The organism is Pseudomonas sp. NPDC079367 (assembly GCF_044542195.1).
Classification (GTDB): domain Bacteria; phylum Pseudomonadota; class Gammaproteobacteria; order Pseudomonadales; family Pseudomonadaceae; genus Aquipseudomonas.
Genome location: NZ_JBITTW010000058.1, coordinates 1 through 18526, shown reverse-complemented (window position 1 = coordinate 18526; position 18526 = coordinate 1). Strand labels below are relative to the sequence as shown.

Genomic DNA, 18526 nt, shown 5'->3' with positions numbered 1-18526 from the left:
ACTGTTTGAACAGCGCTCAGTGTGGGAGCGGGCTTGCTCGCGAAAGCGTTGTATCAGTCGACATTTTCGCTGTCTGACCCACCGCTTTCGCGAGCAAGCCCGCTCTCACATTTGATCCAGCCCGGCTTTGCAAATTTGATCGACGCCTGAAATCTCCAGGCGCCGAAAGGTTCATCAGGCTTGCGTCAACTTCGCCGCGGCACGTTCGAAGCGGTCCAGACCGGCATCGATATCGGCGTCTTCAACCACCAGGCTCGGGGCGAAACGGATCACGTCCGGGCCAGCCTGGAGAATCATCAGGCCTTCCTGTTCGGCGGCGTTGAAGATGTCCTTGGCCTTGCCTTTCCAGGCATCGCTCAGCACGCAACCGATCAGTAGACCGAGACCGCGTACCTGAGTGAACAGGCCGTATTTCTCGCCGATCTGTTGCAGGCGGGTCTTGAACTTGTCGTGCTTGGCGTTCACGCCGTTCAACACCTCAGGGGTGTTGACCACGTCGATCACCGCTTCGGCGACGGCGCAGGCCAGCGGGTTACCGCCGTAGGTGGTGCCGTGGGTGCCGACGACCAGATGTTTGGCCAGCGCTTCGGTGGTCATCATCGCCGCGATCGGGAAACCGCCGCCCAGGCTCTTGGCGCTGGTGAGGATGTCCGGGGTCACGCCGTAATGCTGGTAGGCGAACAGCTTGCCGCTACGGCCCATGCCGGTCTGCACTTCGTCGAACACCAGCAGCGCGTTGTGCGCGTCGCACAATTCACGGGCGCCTTGCAGGTAAGCCAGTTCGGCCGGCAGCACGCCGCCCTCGCCCTGGATCGGCTCGAGCACGACCGCGCAGGTCTTGTCGGACACCGCCGCTTTCAGCGCCGCCAGATCGTTATATGGAACGTGGGTGATGCCGGTGATTTTCGGGCCGAAACCGTCGGAGTACTTCGACTGGCCACCGACGTTGACAGTGAACAGGGTACGGCCATGGAAGCTGTTCAGCGCGGCGATGATTTCGTATTTCTCGGTGCCGAAACGGTCGAATGCGACGCGACGGGCCAGCTTGAACGCGGCCTCGTTGGCTTCGGCGCCGGAGTTGCAGAAGAACACGCGCTCGGCAAACGTGGCGTCGATCAGCTTGTGCGCCAGGCGCAGCGCCGGTTCGTTGGTGAACACGTTGGACACGTGCCACAGCTTGTTCGCCTGTTCGGTCAACGCACCGACCAGCGCCGGATGCGCGTGGCCCAATACGTTGACGGCAATCCCGCCGGCGAAGTCGATCAGCTCACGGCCGGCCTGATCCCAGACCCGGGAACCGGCGCCACGCACCGGAATGAAAGCGGCAGGCGCGTAGTTGGGAACCATTACCTGGTCGAAATCGGCGCGTTGTACCGCAGCGTGCTCAACGGACATCGGAGTCTCCTGAAAAGGAACACTCGCCGGAAACTGGCGAGCGATTGGGGGGATTGTAAGGACAGTTTGGTGCCCGGCCTTGTCGCCAAGCGACAACTTCTTATAGCGCAAACCCCGGATTTTCCCGGGTTTACGGCAATGCGACATATAGCGTCGCAAAGGCGCAGTTTACCGGGCGCGGCCGATTTGCGGCAGGCCGCGCAGGATAGCAAGTCAGCCTCGCGCCAGAGGCATAAATATGTACCGCACGAAGGGCGCGTCCTGCTGGTTTGCTGGGGGTTCTTACCGACGCCAAGGAATGGCCATGCATTTGTCGCAAGCACACCCATCCGTCACCGCTGCTGACACAAACAACGCGCAACATGCGGATGAACATTATCAACCGCTCAAAGTGGCGATCCCTCAGTGGTTGGGCAACACCTCAGTCACCCGACGTGAAGCGCTGAAGAACAGCGTCCCGCTGTTGCCCCGAGCGCTCAAGTCGGCACCCGCCGAACAGCACGCGCTGATGAAAACCCTCGCTGGCGCGCATATCGATGCACAGAGCCAGGTCGATAAAAGTCTGGAACATCTGCAGGACGCCGCCGCCTTCGCCGAGCCCTTGCTCAAGGCCGAGCTGAAAAGCTCTTTCGATCTGGACCTGGATGTCAGAAACACCTTCGTGCGCCTGTACATCCCGGCGACCACCCCGCTGTTCCCGATCAAGACCGGCGCACGGGTCTGGAGCGTTTCACTGCTGGAGGCGGCGCTGCATAACTTCGAAGATCGGGAAACCCAAGACAACGCGTTCGAAGCTGAATCGACATTCACCACGGCGCCGACGCTGACCGGGCAATTCGAAACCCTGCCCGCGATCAAAGCCCGATTGAGCATCCCCGCCTTCACCCAGCTGTGCCGGCGGCTGGACATCGGCGCGAAATACAAAGCCAGCCTGGAAGACAACCTCGGTTATTCGGATCCGATGGTCGCCACGGTGTTGCGCAACAAACTCGACGCCAGCGAGAAAACCGCTATGAAAGCGGCCCTGCAGTGGGCGCGAATGAACCGCGATGTCTCGGAGAGTGCTGTGCGCCTGGTCGAGGCCTTGCTCGATGGCATGAAAGGCCTCTATGTAAACGGCGCGCCCTTGCTCTGTCATGACGTGAGCATGCTTTGCGCGCCGCTGACCGGCATCGTCGTGTTCGCCCCGGACCTGTACCTCTCACAAAACAATGCGCGGGTCGTTGCGTATGTCCCGGATGACCCCGAACATCCGTTCAAGGAATACACCTCGCCACTGGAGATGATCGTTGAACTGACGCGCCAGCTGCGCTCAAAGGACTATCAGCGTTTCTTCAGCCGTTTCGTCAGTCACGAGCAACGCGGGTTCTTCTTCAGTACCCTCAACAGCCGCCTCAGCGAAATCAAGTGGCACCCGCACGAACCCGGCAGTTCCCTGCCGGCGTGGCGCGAAGCGCCGGTGGAGCGGCCCGATCTGCAGACGGCGCTGGTGCCCTTCCATGACGACATCTGGCAGCACCTGCATCAGGCAAAACTGAACAAGGTGTTCAACGACGCGCGAAGCATTGCCGTGCCCACGGCCGTCGTCGATCAAAAGGCGCGCTGGGCATTCTGGGATTCAGTGGTCGAGATCATTTCCACCATTGCCCAGACCGCCGCGCTGATCGTCGCGCCGTTTGTGCCAGTGCTGGGCGAAGCGATGATAGCGTACATGGCTTATCAGATGCTCGACGAAGTGTTCGAGGGCATCGTCGAATGGGGCCAGGGCCGTAACACCGAAGCGTTCGGGCATTTGATGGGCACCGTTGAATCGATGATTCAGCTGGGCATGTTTGCCGTGGGCGGGGCGATCGCATCGGCCGAGTTTCGCAATGTCTTGCCCAGGGACGTGGTGGCGTTTATCGACCGCTTCAAACCGGTGAAACTGGCCAACGGCGCAACCCGCTACTGGGAGCCCGATTTGGAGCGCTATCAACATCCCGCCAGGCCACCCGCGGATTCACAACCCAATGAACGGGGCCTGCATCTGCATCAGGACAAGCAGCTGTTACCCCTCGAAGAAGCGCACTTCTCGGTCAAGGAACATGAGGTGCCCGGCCAGTACCGTATCGAACACCCGACCCGTCCCGATGCGTACCGGCCGGTGGTGCGGCACAACGGCAACGGCGCCTGGCACACCGAGCTCGAACAACCGATGGAGTGGGACGGCGAAACCGCACTGCGGCGCATCGGCCCTGCGGTAGAAACCTTTACCCCGGCCGAGCGCGAAACCCTTCTTCAGGTGAGCGGCAGCAGCGAAGACGCGGTGCGCAAGATGCACGTCAATCAGGAGAAAATCCCACCGCTACTGGCCGACAGCATCCAGCGTTTCAAGATTGATCAGCAGTTGCAGCGCTTTATCGATCAGCTAGACAGCGATGTCGATGAAGATTTTTTGCGCGCCGATCAGGTTACGCAATTGCAATTGCTCAGCGAGCGGGGCCGCTGGCCGAGCAACCAGCGCCTGCGCCTGATCGATCGCAACGGTGAGCTGCTCTGGCAGTCGAGCGCAGACGCAAGCCTGCCCTTGACCGAGCTGCGCCAGGACCAGTTGATCGGCGGCGACCTGCTCAAGACGCTGCTTTCCATTCTCGACGACACGCAAATCAAGGCGCTGCTCGCCGAACCCTTCACCGCCAGGCCACCACTTGAGATCCGCACCCAGACCCTGCGCAAGCAATTGGTCGGCCTCGCGAAGACCCACCGAAATGCGCTGTTCGAATCTCGCTATCAAGCGTTGCAGCACATCGACGATCCGCTGGCGCAACAACTCAAGGTTCACAATCCCGACCTGCCCGCGAGCGTCACCCGCGAACTGCTCGAAACCGCCACTGGCAACGAACTTGTGCAAATTAACGAGGGGCAACTGCCACCGCGCCAGCAGGACTTGATGCAACTGGCCAGCCAGGAAGTGCGCGTGTCCCGTGCCTATGAAGGGCTTGAACTTGGCTCAGTGAATAATCCCGACTCCGACTCGCTGGCGCTGCACAGCCTCGAACGGCTGCCGGGATGGCGCGGCGATGTACAGATCGAAATCCGCGACGGGCGCTACGAAGGGCCGGTCCTCGATAGCATTGGCCGCGAAGATGCCGCCGAAAAAAAGGTCCTGGTAAGGAGCGATGATCATCGCTATCAAGCCTTCGATGATCGCGGCCAGGCGCTGCACTCGCTCAGCGATTTCTACTCCAGCTTGCTGTACGCCTTGCCCGACAGTGAGCGCGCCAGCCTCAACATCGGCATTGGCCAGGGCCAGACGCTGAAGGCCGCCGTCCGCGAACGCACGCTGGAGCGCGAAGCGTTGCGAGCGGTATTGCACGAAACGCCCATTCAGCCACCCGTTCTGGACACGTTAAGGCTGTTGGGCGTCGACGGTTATCCTCGGATCGATCGCGTTGAAAGCCTGAACAACCCTGCGCGCTCTCACGAGCAGGATATCCGCGCGCTTTATCCGAGGATGACCGAACAGCAAGTCCGCGTTCTGGCGGAAAACCTGCGTGCCAGTCCATCCGGCCCGCACGTGGAGATTCAGCGACTGCAAAACGATTACCTGCAATTGCAAAACGATCTGCACATCTGGGCCAACGACCCGCCCGCCAGACATCCCGATACCGGCGCGGCGCTGACTGCACTGCAAAAGCGCGCCGAAATCCAGAACCGCCGTTTGCTCAGAGAAGAAATCCTCAAGGGCTGGCGCCGCGAATACCCGACCGCGATCAATCAATACGGCATGGCCACCGGGCACGCCCTGCGGCTTGTACATCCGATCATCGGCGACTTGCCGACGCTGTCGGCCGACCTCAGCCATATCACCGCGCTGGCTCTGGATGGCACCGCCACGCCGGGCTCTCTGGAAGGTTTTCTTCAGCACTTTCCACAATTGCAGATGCTTGATGCACGCAACCTGAAATTGCCGGCGCTGCCACAGGTACTGACCTCACTGTCATCGCTGCGCGAGCTGCGAATGCGCAAATGCGGACTCAGCCTGACGACCACCACGCAATCGGTGTTGGCATCCATGCCACAGCTGACGATTCTCGACCTGCAGGGCAACGCCTTGGGTTTACCGCCCGATCTGCACACGATGCCTTCGCTGCGCTACGTCAACTTGTCCAACACCGGCATCCACAGCCTGCCGGACGACCTGCTCAATCATCCGCGACTTATTTCCGGCCAGTTCGACGGCAATCGCATGACCGCCGTGCCCGAGCCGTTCTTCGGCTTGCCGCCCTCGCTGAGTGATGGTTTCACCTTCGCCGACAATCCGCTGACGCCCGCCGCACGCGAACGCGTGAAACGCTTCCATGGCTCTACCGGCAGGCATTTCGGCATCCGCCCGGAGCGTGCAGACCTGCAGCGCACCATCAGATTGTTCCCGGCTCTGGACGAGGAGCAGGCCACCGCCATGCTGTACCGCTTGCCCGGAACCCTGGCTGAGGGTCGCGCGCAATTGACCCTCTGGGAAACCGAAGTCAAACAGTTGAACCTGGAACTCAGCCAATGGATCAATCAGGCGGCCACGTCTCACCCCGAGACGGGTGAACGTCTGCCTCACGCTGAACAGACGCGTGAACTCAATGCCCGGCGCGCCTTCGCGCAGCAACTGGAGCGCTTCTGGCGCAGCCGGGATCAATTCACCCGTAGTGGCGAATTTGAAGCGACGGCTGAGTTCAGCGGTGACATGCCGGTTCTCAGCGCCAACTTCGAGCATGTCTTGCGACTCAAGCTGACCGGCAATGCCAATATTTCGGCAAGCTTGCCCTTTGTGGATTCCTTCCCGAACCTGGTCTCGCTCAGCCTCAATGGCTTTGATCTGACTACCGGCTCCCTTCCCGGGAGGAATTTGCTCCAGTTGACCGACCTGAAGCTGAAAAATTGCGGCTTGGTCATGACGCCCGAATACCAGGCAGAACTGGTTTCACTCAATACGCTGCAGACGCTGAATCTGAGTGGCAATCCACTGGGGACTTTCCCCGATCTGAACCTGTTTCCTGCGCTCACATTCCTCGACCTGTCGTACAGCGACCTCTCCGTTGCTCCGCAAGGACTGGCCAGCCATCCCGAGCTGCGAACCGCGGTATTGACCGGCAATCGCCTGACGCACCTGCCCGACGCGATATTCGATCTGCCAGCAGAACGCAGTGACGGCCTGTATTTTTCCGACAACCCGCTCTCGACCGCGACACGGGAAAAAATCAAAACCTACTTCCGCACTCATCAGCAGGATTTTGACGTAAGGGCTGCGGATCAGGACGTCGACCTGGCCAGGCAATTGTTCCCGGAGCTGGACCAGCAGGAGGCCAGCGACCTGCTCTACGATCTGCCGGGGAACCTGGCCGCCGGCCGCGCGCAACTGCTGCGCTGGCAAGCGGAGCTGGCGCAGATGCAGCTCGATCTCGACCGCTGGGTATCGCAAACTCCGGCCACAAACCCGGCCACAGGCCGTGTGTTTACCGACAACGAGCGCGCGCGACAGCGCTCGGCACGATCGGCGTTCAAGCAAGACCTGGAAACATTCTGGCGGCAGACCTCCAGCGAGACCGGCCAGCGCAGCCTGTCCTTTACCGCAGACCTGCAGTTCGTTGGTCAGTTGCCTCGCCTGACCGTCGACTTCAGTCATGTCTCCAGCCTGAAGCTGACCGGCAACGCAGCGATCGATGGCATCGGGACGTTCGTGACGTTGTTTCCCGAACTCCAGACGTTGCAAATGAAGGATTTCGCGCTCAATGAAATACCCGCCTTCGTCGGCAGCCTGCGCAACCTCAAGAAGCTACGCCTGAACAGCTGCGGCATAACCGGCACGTCAGCGGGAGTCGATGTGCTCAAGTCTCTGCGCTCGCTTACGCGTCTGGATCTGAGTCATAACCCGTTGACCGTGGCTCCCGATCTACAGACCTTGCCAGCATTGCAGGATGTCTTTCTGCTCAATAGCGGTCTGACGGCCGTGCCCGACGGCATGGTAGAACACCCGGTTCTGCAGACGGTGCACCTCAACGACAACCGCATCACCCAGTTGCCGGATGCGTTCTTCAGCCTTGATCCCAATCGTGCAGAAGGCGTGCGTCTGGTCAGCAATCCGCTGTCTGTGGCGGCTCGTGAGCGCATCAAGACCTACTATGCCCAACATAATCGCAACTTCGGAATCATGCCCGCCGCGAACGATGTAGCGATGGCACGCAGAGTGTTCCCGCACCTGACCGACTACATGGCCAGCGACATGATCTATCGCCTTCCCGGTACGTTGCAGGCAGGTACGGCGCAACTGATGAGCTGGGAAGCCGAAATGACTCGACTGCTCAGCGACCTCGCGGCGTGGCAAGAGCGCGTACCGAGTCACGATCCGACGTCAGGTCAACTGTGGAATGCCGAGCAGCGAGCCGCACAGCTTGATGCACGGTCACAGTTCAAGGAAAAACTCGAAGGACTCTGGCGCGGCAGTCGCATCGATGTGCCGGATCTGCGCGTGGAGATTTTCAAAGCCAACGCCGCGTTTGCCGGTGAGCTGCCGAAGCTGACCGCGGACTTCAGCCAGATAACCCACCTGGAAATTCAAGGCAATCCACACTTGACTGTTCCCGATGGCTTTCTCGAATGCTTCACCGGGCTGGAAGGCCTGGAATTGCCTGGTTTTGCACTGGGCCGAATCCCGCAAGCCCTGGCACGCATGCCGTCGCTCGAAACGCTGATGATGAGCCGGTGCAACATCACCCTCGATGCGGCTGGACAAGCCACCTTGTCGACACTGAGCCGCCTGACGTCGCTGGATCTTTTCAATAATCCGCTGGGCCAGACGCCCGATACCTCAAGGCTGGTGAATCTGACATTCATCGACCTCATCCGCACAGGGATAGATCGTGTACCCGCCGGGCTGGACCAACTCCCGCACCTGCAAACGGCGCTGCTGAGCGACAACAACATCATCGCATTGCCCGAGCCACTGGCGGCGTATGCCAACCGTGGGGTGGATGTGGGCTCGAATCCGCTGTCGGCGACTTCGCGCGAACAGATCAAGGCATGCTATCTGGTGAAAGGCGACAATTTTGGCGTCTGGGTCGAACAGACCGACATTGATCTGGCCCAAACACTGTATCCCCGATTGAGCGGTTTCGATGCCAATAACCTGATTTACCGCCTGCCCGGGACCTTGACTGACGGTCGCACCGAGTTGCTGCGTCGGCAAACCGAGCTCAGCACGCTGCTTAACACGCTTGAAACCTGGGTGAATACGGCGCCCGAAGATCCGCTTACCCACGGTGTGCCGGACAATGAGCCACAACGCGGGCAAGTCACGCAGCGCCGGCGCTTCAAGGACAATCTGGAACAACGCTTGCGCCACTACCCGGTCAATGCCCTGGACGGCAACTTCGTTTGCGACTTGTCCTTCACCGGCGAACTGCCGCCAATGAACGGGCGCTTCGACTATATCGACCAGCTGCGGCTGACCAGCACGGCAGACACGCCCCCGCCAGTGGACGCTGTGTTGGGGTTGTTTCCCCGGCTAAGGGTGCTGGATATGCGGGATTACCCGTTACGCCGAGTTCCGCCGGCAATCTTTCGCCTTGAATCACTCTCGAGCCTGAATCTGTCAGGCTGCGAACTCATCATTACGCCGCAAACCGCAGAAGCGTTCGCAGCCCTGAAAAACCTCGGCGCTTTGGATCTGAGTCATAACAACCGACTCTGGTCAGTCCCGGATATGATGCATTTTCCCGAACTTCAGGTGCTGAACCTGCGCAGCACCGGCCTGACCAGATCGCCTGCGGGCTTGTTCAGGCTCACCCGGTTGAGAAAGGCAGACCTGTCGAACAACAGAATCAAGCGATTGCCTGCAGGATTTCCTTCCCGTCCCGACCTCATGATGACCGAGTACGATTTCAGCGCAAATCCGTTGACCCCGGAAAGTCAGCAGCGCCTGGACAGCTACAACACGGCGCTGGGCGAGCACAATATCAGGGCGCGACTACCGGGCACCCCCTTCATGCACGAACTTGACGACTTTGTGGATTCGGACTTTTCCGATGGAGAGGAGCTACCACCAACCGGCAATCGCTGAGCCGCCTTCAGCCCCTCTCGGGCGGCACCGACGATAATTCGAACGGGCTGCTGCTGCGCCGCTGGTTGCGATCTTCCCGCGGCGTGGCACCGAAGAAGTTGCGATAGGCACTGGAGAAATGTGGCCCCGAGGAGAAGCCACAGGACAGGCCGATCTGAATGATCGACTTGCTGGTCTGCATCAACATCTGCCGGGCCTTGTTCAGGCGCAATTCCAGATAGTACTGGCTCGGCACGCGGTTGAGGTATTGCTTGAAGATTCGCTCCAGCTGCCGGCGGGATACGCACACGTGTTGGGCGATTTCGTCGGTGGTCAGTGGTTCTTCGATGTTGGCTTCCATCAGCAGCACCGCCTGGGTGAGCTTCGGGTGACTGGAGCCGAGGCGATTCTGCAAGGGAATACGCTGACGCTCACCGCCCTCGCGGATACGCTCGACCACCAGCTCTTCGGAAACCGCACCGGCCAATTCGGCGCCGTGATCCCGGGCCAGTACTGCCAGCAGCAGATCGAGGACCGACATGCCACCGCACGCCGTCAGGCGATCGCGATCCCAGTCGAACAGATGGCTGGTGGCAATGACTTTCGGGAAGCGCTCGGCGAAATCGTCCTGCCAGCGCCAGTGGACGGCGGCGCGATAACCGTCGAGCAAACCGAGCTGGGCCAATGGATAAACACCGGCCGAGAGACCACCGATTACGCAACCGGCACGCACCACTTGCTTGAGCGCACTGCTCAGTGCAGGGGCCAGGGTGATTGGCGGCTCGTCAGCGAGCAGGAACAGTTTCTGGAAGTTTTCAAGCTTGCCGGCCCAGGGCTCGCCGGGCAATTGCCAGGCACCTTCGACTGGCGGCTCGGCCTGCAAGAACGTCAGTTCGTAAACCACGTCCGGGTGCACGCGCTGCGCAACACGCAAGGCCTCCTCCGCCAGCGCCAGCGTCAACGCTTTAGTGCTGGGCCAAATCAGGAAACCAATTCGATGGGCAGTCATGGGCGGGCAATCCGAAACGAACAACGGTGATGAAGGCATGGGCCAATGCTAGCCCCTAATCGAAAATGTCGCAGATCCATTGTGGGAGCGGGCTTGCTCGCGAACGCGGTGGTTCAGACAGCAATAATGTTGACTGACACACCGCCTTCGCGAGCAAGCCCGCTCCCACAGGAGATTCGGGCCAATTCTCAGGTCGCGAAGCATGACCTAATCTGGTGCACAACGGCAGCCCTGTTTTATTTCAGGCTGCCGGACAGGAACTGCTGCAAGCGCTCGGACTGCGGGTTGACCAGCACTTCGCGCGGGTTGCCGCTTTCTTCGACGACGCCTTTATGCAGGAACACCAACTGGTTCGACACTTCACGGGCGAAACCCATTTCGTGAGTCACCACAACCATGGTGCGGCCTTCCTGCGCCAGCGCCTGCATGACTTTCAGCACGTCGCCGACCAGCTCCGGGTCGAGGGCCGAGGTCGGTTCGTCGAACAGCATCACTTCCGGCTCCATCGCCAGCGCACGGGCAATCGCCACACGCTGCTGCTCACCGCCGGACATATGCCCAGGGAATGCATCCTTACGATGGGCCACGCCGACCTTGTTCAGGTAGTGCTCGGCTTTCTCGCGGGCTTCGGCCTTGGACACGCCGAGCACATGCACTGGCGCTTCCATGATGTTTTCCAGCGCGGTCATGTGCGACCACAGGTTGAAATGCTGGAACACCATCGACAGGCGCGAACGCATGCGCTGCAGCTGCTTCGGATCAGCGGCTTTCAGCGCGCCGTCCTTGTTGGCGACCAGTTTCAGCTCTTCGTTGTTGAGCAGGATCTTGCCGGCATGCGGCTGCTCGAGCAGGTTGATGCAGCGCAGGAAAGTACTTTTGCCGGAGCCACTGGAGCCGATGATGCTGATCACATCGCCGGCGGCGGCTTTCAGGGACACGCCCTTGAGCACTTCGTGACTGCCATAGCGTTTATGCAGGTCTTGGACTTCAAGTTTGTACATGCGGTCGGTTCTCACAAAAACAGTCAGTCAGTCGTTGAGCAAGCGCCCGTGACGCAGCGCTTCGCGCCCCGCCACCTTGGCCAGCCAGAAACCGGGTTGGGCATAACGCAGCCGTTCAATGGCAAACAGCACCCCGGAGGTACCAGCACATACCGTGCTGACCCGATCGGACAGAGGATCAATCACTTCAAAAATCTCGTCGCCCGCCTCGACCCACTCGCCGGGCTTGCGGGAAAAACTCACCACACCGGGATGCGGTGCGAACAACAATTCGGTGCCTTCGAAGGGCATGCCTTCGCACGGTTCGAACGCCGGGTTCGGCCACTCGCCAGTGATCAGGCCCTGCTCGGCGAGGAACGCCAGAATACCTTCAGCGTAAGCCTCTGCTTGCGCGCGACCGGTATCAGCCTGCCCGCCCAGTTCGATGGTGGTCGCCAGACAAGCCAACGGAATCTGCGCATCAGGGAACTGCCTCGACAGACGCAGCCACGGCAACGAGCACGCCTCGTCGAACGAGCTGCCACCGGAATCTTCCGCGAGCAAGCCCACCTTGACGTTCAGATGAGCCGACAGCGAACGCCACTGCGGCCAGTGCTGCGGCAGCGCGTACATGTGCAGCGCGGCTTCGGCGTCGCAATGCAAATCGAGCACCACGTCGGCAGTGCAGGCATGGCTGAGTAATACGCGCTGCATGCCTTGCAGCTGGCTGCTTGCCTCAGGCAAAGCGGCCAGGTGATCGGCCATCGCCTGACGGATCAGCCGCACATTGGCGTGTGGATCATCACCGAGCTTGTCGGCCAGCGCGGCGGCAACCGGCGCGCTGAGCTCGACGAAGTCACGGTTGAAATTCTTGCCGCTGCCCGCCTCGAAACGGCCCTGAAAATTGCCTTGCAGCAATTGCCCCAGCCCCAGCGGATTGGCCACCGGCACCAGTTCGATCACGCCGTTGAGCAAGCCACGGGCTTCAAGTGCGCCGAGGCGCTTTTTCAGCTCCCAGGCGGTGCGCATGCCCGGCAGCTCATCGGCGTGCAGGCTGGCCTGGATGTAGGCCTTGCGCTCGCCGCTGCCGAAACGGAAAACCGAAACCTTGCGCTCGCTGCCCAGGTGGCTCCACGGCAATACGTGGTCGATGCGTTGCATATCAGTGCTTCCGTGGCGCGAGGTAGCTCAACCAGCGACGCTCAGCCAGTTTGAACAGCTTGACCAGAATGAAGGTCAGGCACAGGTAGAACACGCCAGCGGTGATGTACGCCTCGAACGGCAGGTAGAACTGCGCGTTGACGGTACGTGCCGCGCCAGTGATGTCGATCAGGGTCACGATCGACGCCAGACTTGTGGTCTGCAGCATCATGATCACTTCGTTGCTGTATTGCGGCAGCGCGCGGCGCAGGGCCGACGGCAGCAGAATGCGCTTGTACAGTTTGAAGCGCGACATGCCCATGGCCTTGGCCGCTTCGATCTCCCCGTTCGGCGTGGCCTTGAGGCTGCCGGCGATGATTTCTGCGGTGTAGGCACTGGTGTTGACCGCAAACGCCAGGCACGCACAGAACGTTGCGCTCGACAGCCACGGCCACAGGAAGCTTTCGCGCACCGCCTCGAACTGGGCCAGACCGTAGTAGATCAGGAACAGTTGAACCAGCATCGGCGTGCCACGAATCACGTAGGTGTACAGCCACGCCGCGCCGTTGACGATCGGGTTTTTCGAGACGCGCATCAGCCCCAGCGGCAACGCCGCGAGCAAGCCGAAGAACAGCGACAGCGCGAGCAGTTTGAGGGTGGTCAGCAGGCCGCCGAAGTACAGCGGCAGCGCCTCCCAAATGACGTTGTAGTCGAAGATCATAGATCAGCCGCCCTTACGCCTACCGAGTAGCGCTTCTCAAGGTGACGCAATGCCAGCAACGAAACACTGGTGATCACCAGATACATCGCCGCCACTGCGAGGAAGAAGGTAAAAGGCTCGCGCGTGGCATCCGCCGCCTGCTTGGCCTTGAACATCATGTCTTGCAGACCGACCACGGAAATCAGCGCGGTGGCCTTGGTCAGCACCAGCCAGTTGTTGGTGAAGCCGGGAATCGCCAGACGAATCATCTGCGGCACCATCACCCGGAAAAACACCTGAAAACTGCTCATGCCGTACGCCATACCCGCTTCGGCCTGGCCTTTGGGGATCGCCATGAACGCACCCCGAAAAGTCTCCGAAAGGTACGCACCGAAGATGAAACCGAGGGTGCCGATACCGGCGGCCAGCGGGTTCAGGTCGATGTAGTCGTCATAGCCGAGCATCGGCGCCACGCGGTTGAGCAGATCCTGGCCGCCGTAGAAGATCAGCAGGATCAGCACCAGGTCGGGAATGCCGCGGATCACTGTTGAATACAGGTCGCCCAGCCACGCCAGCCAGCGCACCGGCGACAGGCGCAACGCGACACCGATCAGCCCGAGAACGATGGCCAGAGCCATGGACGACAAGGCGAGCTGAAGCGTCAGCCATGCGCCATCGAGGATGACAGCCCCGTAGCCTTTCAACATGATTCAGGTCCTCGAAAGTTGGGATGAAAAAATGGCGCAAACCGCAGAGATTCTGTTGCTTGCGCCATTTCGGACTTGTCGCAGAGACGTCTTACTTGCCGTAGATGTCGAAGGCGAAGTACTTGTCCTGGATTGCTTTGTATTTGCCGTTTTCGCGGATGGCCGCGATGGCAGTGTTGATCTTGTCTTTCAGGGCATCGCCCTTGCGCACCGCGATACCGACGCCGTCGCCGAAGTATTTGACGTCGGTGAAGGCCGGGCCAACGAATGCGAAGCCTTTGCCAGCGTCGGTTTTCAGGAAACCGTCATCGAGCAGGGTGGCATCAGCCACGGTACCGTCGAGGCGACCGGCAGCCACGTCGAGGTAGATTTCGTTCTGCGAACCGTACGGCTTGATCTCGGCGCCCAGTGGAGCCAGAACTTCGCGGGCGAAACGCTCGTGGATCGAGCCACGCTGCACGCCGATGTTCTTGCCCTTGAGCTCAGCCAGACCTTCGCTGATCTGAGTGCCGGCCTTCATGACCAGACGCGCCGGGGTGTTGTAGTACTTGTTGGTGAAGTCGACCGACTTCTTGCGATCTTCAGTGATCGACATCGACGACAGGATGGCGTCGATCTTGCGCACTTTCAGCGCCGGGATCAGGCCGTCGAACTCTTGCTCGACCCAGACACATTTGACCTTCATTTCTTCGCACAGCGCGTTGCCGATGTCGTAGTCGAAACCGACAATGCTGCCGTCCGGAGCTTTCGAGGCGAATGGAGGGTAAGCCGCTTCGATGCCGATCTTCACAGGTTTTTCGTCAGCGACGGCATTCAGCGACAGCACGGACAGTGCCATGGCGCCAAGCAGCACAAGTTTCTTCATCTTGGGACTCCATCGGTAAAGGGCAAAAACGGCAGAGTGAGCGACAGCCCAATATGCGAATGGGTGAATCGGAAATCGGTTGCGCATCGGCGGGAAATTTCCCGTTGAAACCGCAGGCGATTTCAACGTCAGCCACGATGAGCGAGTGATCGGCATTCTAACGAGAGGCCCGAAGCCGATATTTCCTCAATGCGACAACTAATTACAGATGCACCGAGAAAGCGGTTCGAGCTCATTGACAGCCCTGCAAATTCATGCAAGAGCGAAAGGCAGAGAACCGATACACATTGCAAGTTGCGGGCCCATTATTCGCAAACCCTTCTAATCCGGCAAGCGCAGCGTTGCGTCTTATTTTTCAGCGGAGGTTTTAAGGCTCTAATACGGGGCGTAGCGTTTCCCTTCGCCCCGGATTGGCGCGGGCGGTTACACATTGGGTTGTGGCGGGTAACAGAAGGAAGAGTCCTGCGGCGCAGGTCGATAATTATTGGTTGGCCAGCTGATCATTCCCACGCTCTGCGTGGGAATGCAGCAAGGGACGCTCTGCGTCCAAAGAGCCGACGCAGAGCGTCGGTGGAGGCATTCCCACGCGGAGCGTGGGAACGATCATGCATTCCCTTTGGGAGCGGGCTTGCTCGCGAAGGGGTCGGCAAAAACCACCACAAAACCCACAGACAAAAAAAGCCCCGCCCGGCATACACCGAACGGGGCTTTGTTCTTTTCAGACCTGCGACTTAAGCCACATTCATCGTCTTGTGCGTATCAATCAAATGCTGCACCACACCTGGATCCGCCAGAGTCGAGATATCCCCCAGCCCGTCGTATTCCGCCGTGGCAATCTTGCGCAGAATGCGGCGCATGATCTTGCCCGAACGAGTCTTCGGCAGCCCCGGCGCCCACTGGATCACGTCCGGTGAAGCGATCGGGCCGATCTCTTTGCGCACCCAGTTCTTCAGCTCCAGACGCAGTTGCTCGGTCGGCTCCTCGCCATTCTTCAAGGTCACGTAGACATAAATGCCCTGCCCCTTGATGTCATGCGGCACACCGACCACTGCAGCTTCGGCAACCTTCGGATGCGCGACCATCGCGCTTTCGATCTCGGCCGTGCCCATGCGGTGGCCGGAAACGTTGAGCACGTCGTCCACGCGCCCGGTGATCCAGTAGTAACCGTCGGCATCGCGACGCGCGCCGTCACCGGTGAAGTACATGCCACGGAAAGTCTTGAAGTAGGTATCGACGAAGCGATCGTGATCGCCGTACAGCGTGCGCGCCTGACCTGGCCACGAATCGAGAATCACCAGATTGCCCTCGGCCTCGCCCTCGATGATGTTGCCGAGGTTGTCGACCAACGCCGGCACCACGCCAAAGAACGGACGCGCCGCCGAGCCTGGCTTCAGCGCGTGGGCGCCTGGCAGCGGGCTCATCATGTTGCCGCCGGTTTCGGTCTGCCACCAGGTATCGACGATCGGGCAACGCGACTTGCCGACATTCTTGTAGTACCAGTCCCAGGCTTCCGGGTTGATCGGCTCACCGACCGAACCGAGCAGGCGCAGGCTGCTGCCATCGGCGCCTTCAACGGCGGCCTGACCCGAAGCCATCATCGCGCGGATCGCGGTCGGCGCGGTGTAGAGGATGTTGACCTTGTGCTTGTCGATGATCTTCGCCACCCGGGTAATGTCCGGGTAGTTCGGCACACCTTCGAACAGCACGGTGGTCGCGCCGTTGGCCAGCGGGCCGTAGACGATGTAACTGTGGCCAGTGACCCAGCCGACGTCGGCGGTGCACCAGTAGATTTCGCCCGGACGGTAATCGAACACACGCTCGTGGGTCATCGCCGCATACAGCAGATAACCGCCGGTGGTGTGCTGCACGCCCTTCGGCTTGCCGGTCGAGCCGGAGGTATAAAGGATGAACAGCGCTTCTTCGGCACCCATCTCTTTCGGCGCGCAAACGGTGCCGGCGACCTTCATCAGGTCTTCGTACCAGATGTCGCGATGCTGGTTCCACTTGATATCGCCACCGGTGCGCTTGCAGACGATGACTTTCTGGATGCTGCTGGTTTCCGGATTGGTCAGGGCGTCGTCGACGTTGGCCTTGAGGGAAATCTTCTTGCCGGCACGGATGCCTTCGTCAGCGGTGATCACCACTTTCGATTTGCAGTCGATGATGCGACCGGCCAGCGCTTCCGGCGAGAAACCACCGAACACCACCGAGTGAATCGCGCCGATCCGGGTGCAAGCCAGCATGGCGACCACGGCTTCGGGAATCATCGGCATGTAAATGGTCACCACGTCGCCACGGTGCACGTCCTGGCCGCGCAATGCGTTGGCCAGTTTGCACACTTGCTCGTGCAGTTCGCGGTAGGTGATGTTGCGGCTTTCGGAAGGATCGTCGCCTTCCCAGATGATTGCGACTTGATCACCGCGCTCGGCCAGATGACGGTCGAGGCAGTTGTAGGAAACGTTCAGGGTGCCGTCGGCAAACCACTTGATGTCGACATGGTGATCGTCGAACGAGGTCTGTTTCACCGTGGTGAAAGGCTTGATCCAGTCGAGACGCTGGGCTTGCTCGCGCCAGAAGCCGTCAGGGTTGACCACCGACTGCTGATACATGGCTTTGTAGGTCGCCTCGTCAGTCAGCGTGTTTGCCAGAACCTCGGGACGAACGGGATACAGAGAAGCCGCACTCATCTTTCCTACCTCGGTGTAATAGTTGTTTTTGTATGACCCCGTTGTAGCCGGGTGGGGGCCATAGAACCATTCGACGATGGTAGTAACAACCCTCCCCCCTGCACGCGCGCCCCTGTAGGAGCTGCCGAAGGCTGCGATCTTTTGATCTGTTTTCAAGATCAAAGTCAAAAGATCGCAGCCTTCGGCAGCTCCTACAGGGAATGGGGTGTTTGGGGGATTGTTACCAAATATGCCAAAAGTGTTTATCAAAACCCGCTCTGTTTACCCCGGTTCCACCGCCCTAAAATTCACCTCGCCAACAAGGCAACCGCGATTAACAACGTGACAGCCCCCACGAAGGCCGTTAATCCAGCTCTCCAAGTAACGCATCAACTACTCAAGCTCCACACGCAACCCTAAAAAGGTTGCGTGACCCCACTCGACCTCAAAAAGGTGAATTAGAAATGAAAGCTTTATTGGTTCTGGCCCTCAGCAGTCTGTGCGCAACCGCCATGGCAAACGAGGGTCCGACTGATGTCGCACAGCAACAACCGGTTATCGAGGAATACACTTACTCCACACACCTGGACATCGCCAAAGTTGTATCGATGAGCGAAGTTCCGAATGTCTGCGAAGTCGTACCGGCGAAAATGGAATACGACGACTCCAAGGGCCAACGCCACATCCTGCGCTACAGCATCATGGGCAACGGCTGCACCAACTGAATCAGACTGCACCGAATCGGATCGCTCAGCGCTACATCGAGGGTCGATTCCAGCCCGGCTTCGGTCGGGCTCAGTTGTGTCTGGAGCCGCGAAAAACGCTTGCAAAACACTAGATATAGTGAAAAACGCGCTTTTCTGGCTATTTTTTGAACAGAAAATCATCTGCCAAAAATTTAACGAAAAAAAATCTGCAGGGGTCGACTCCGCGCAAAGCCCTGTAATCCCTCGGTCGGATCGAAATCCACCCCTTCCTCGGCCTCGCCATAAGCCG

The 18526-nt window shown here is 59.8% G+C and carries 10 protein-coding genes; 2 read left to right on the top strand and 8 right to left on the bottom strand.

The window, feature by feature from the left end:
- Positions 1-174: 174 nt before the first annotated feature.
- Entirely contained in the window at positions 175-1395 is a 1221-nt protein-coding gene (locus ACIGDJ_RS26965) for an aspartate aminotransferase family protein (RefSeq protein WP_397504665.1), read from the bottom strand.
- 304 nt (positions 1396-1699) lie between these two features.
- Here ACIGDJ_RS26965 and ACIGDJ_RS26960 point away from each other — a divergent pair, with 304 nt between their 5' ends.
- Positions 1700-9484: a dermonecrotic toxin domain-containing protein gene (locus tag ACIGDJ_RS26960; RefSeq protein ID WP_397480075.1), complete on the top strand. Its 7785-nt coding sequence runs from the start codon at positions 1700-1702 to the stop codon at positions 9482-9484.
- A gap of 7 nt (positions 9485-9491) precedes the next feature.
- On the opposite strand, the gene argR is transcribed toward ACIGDJ_RS26960, so the two are convergent.
- The 7 genes from argR to acs all read right to left on the bottom strand — a co-directional run bounded on the left by argR (position 9492) and on the right by acs (position 17551).
- Entirely contained in the window at positions 9492-10472 is a 981-nt protein-coding gene (gene argR, locus ACIGDJ_RS26955) for a transcriptional regulator ArgR (RefSeq protein WP_101155920.1), read from the bottom strand.
- A 236-nt stretch (positions 10473-10708) separates the two neighbouring features.
- Positions 10709-11473 (bottom strand): ABC transporter ATP-binding protein, encoded by a 765-nt coding sequence (locus ACIGDJ_RS26950; RefSeq protein WP_003227281.1) that lies wholly within the window; start codon positions 11471-11473, stop codon positions 10709-10711.
- A 27-nt stretch (positions 11474-11500) separates the two neighbouring features.
- Positions 11501-12613, bottom strand: coding sequence for a M14 family metallopeptidase (locus tag ACIGDJ_RS26945; protein WP_397480073.1), 1113 nt, complete (start codon positions 12611-12613; stop codon positions 11501-11503).
- Between the two features lies 1 nt (position 12614).
- The gene (locus ACIGDJ_RS26940) at positions 12615-13313 is read right to left on the bottom strand and encodes an ABC transporter permease (protein ID WP_101155916.1); all 699 of its coding nucleotides are present in this window, start codon (positions 13311-13313) and stop codon (positions 12615-12617) included.
- Complete coding sequence (locus ACIGDJ_RS26935; RefSeq protein WP_016773583.1) at positions 13310-13999, bottom strand: ABC transporter permease; 690 nt, start codon at positions 13997-13999, stop codon at positions 13310-13312. The genes ACIGDJ_RS26940 and ACIGDJ_RS26935 overlap by 4 nt, the downstream gene beginning before the upstream one ends.
- Positions 14000-14090: 91 nt before the next feature.
- Positions 14091-14864 (bottom strand): ABC transporter substrate-binding protein, encoded by a 774-nt coding sequence (locus tag ACIGDJ_RS26930; RefSeq protein WP_397480072.1) that lies wholly within the window; start codon positions 14862-14864, stop codon positions 14091-14093.
- 731 nt (positions 14865-15595) lie between these two features.
- A complete protein-coding gene (acs, locus tag ACIGDJ_RS26925) occupies positions 15596-17551 on the bottom strand; it encodes an acetate--CoA ligase (RefSeq protein WP_101155912.1) in 1956 nt (651 codons plus the stop codon).
- 443 nt (positions 17552-17994) lie between these two features.
- Between acs and ACIGDJ_RS26920 the strand changes: the two genes are divergently transcribed.
- Complete coding sequence (locus tag ACIGDJ_RS26920; RefSeq protein WP_101155910.1) at positions 17995-18255, top strand: DUF2790 domain-containing protein; 261 nt, start codon at positions 17995-17997, stop codon at positions 18253-18255.
- Positions 18256-18526: the final 271 nt, after the last annotated feature.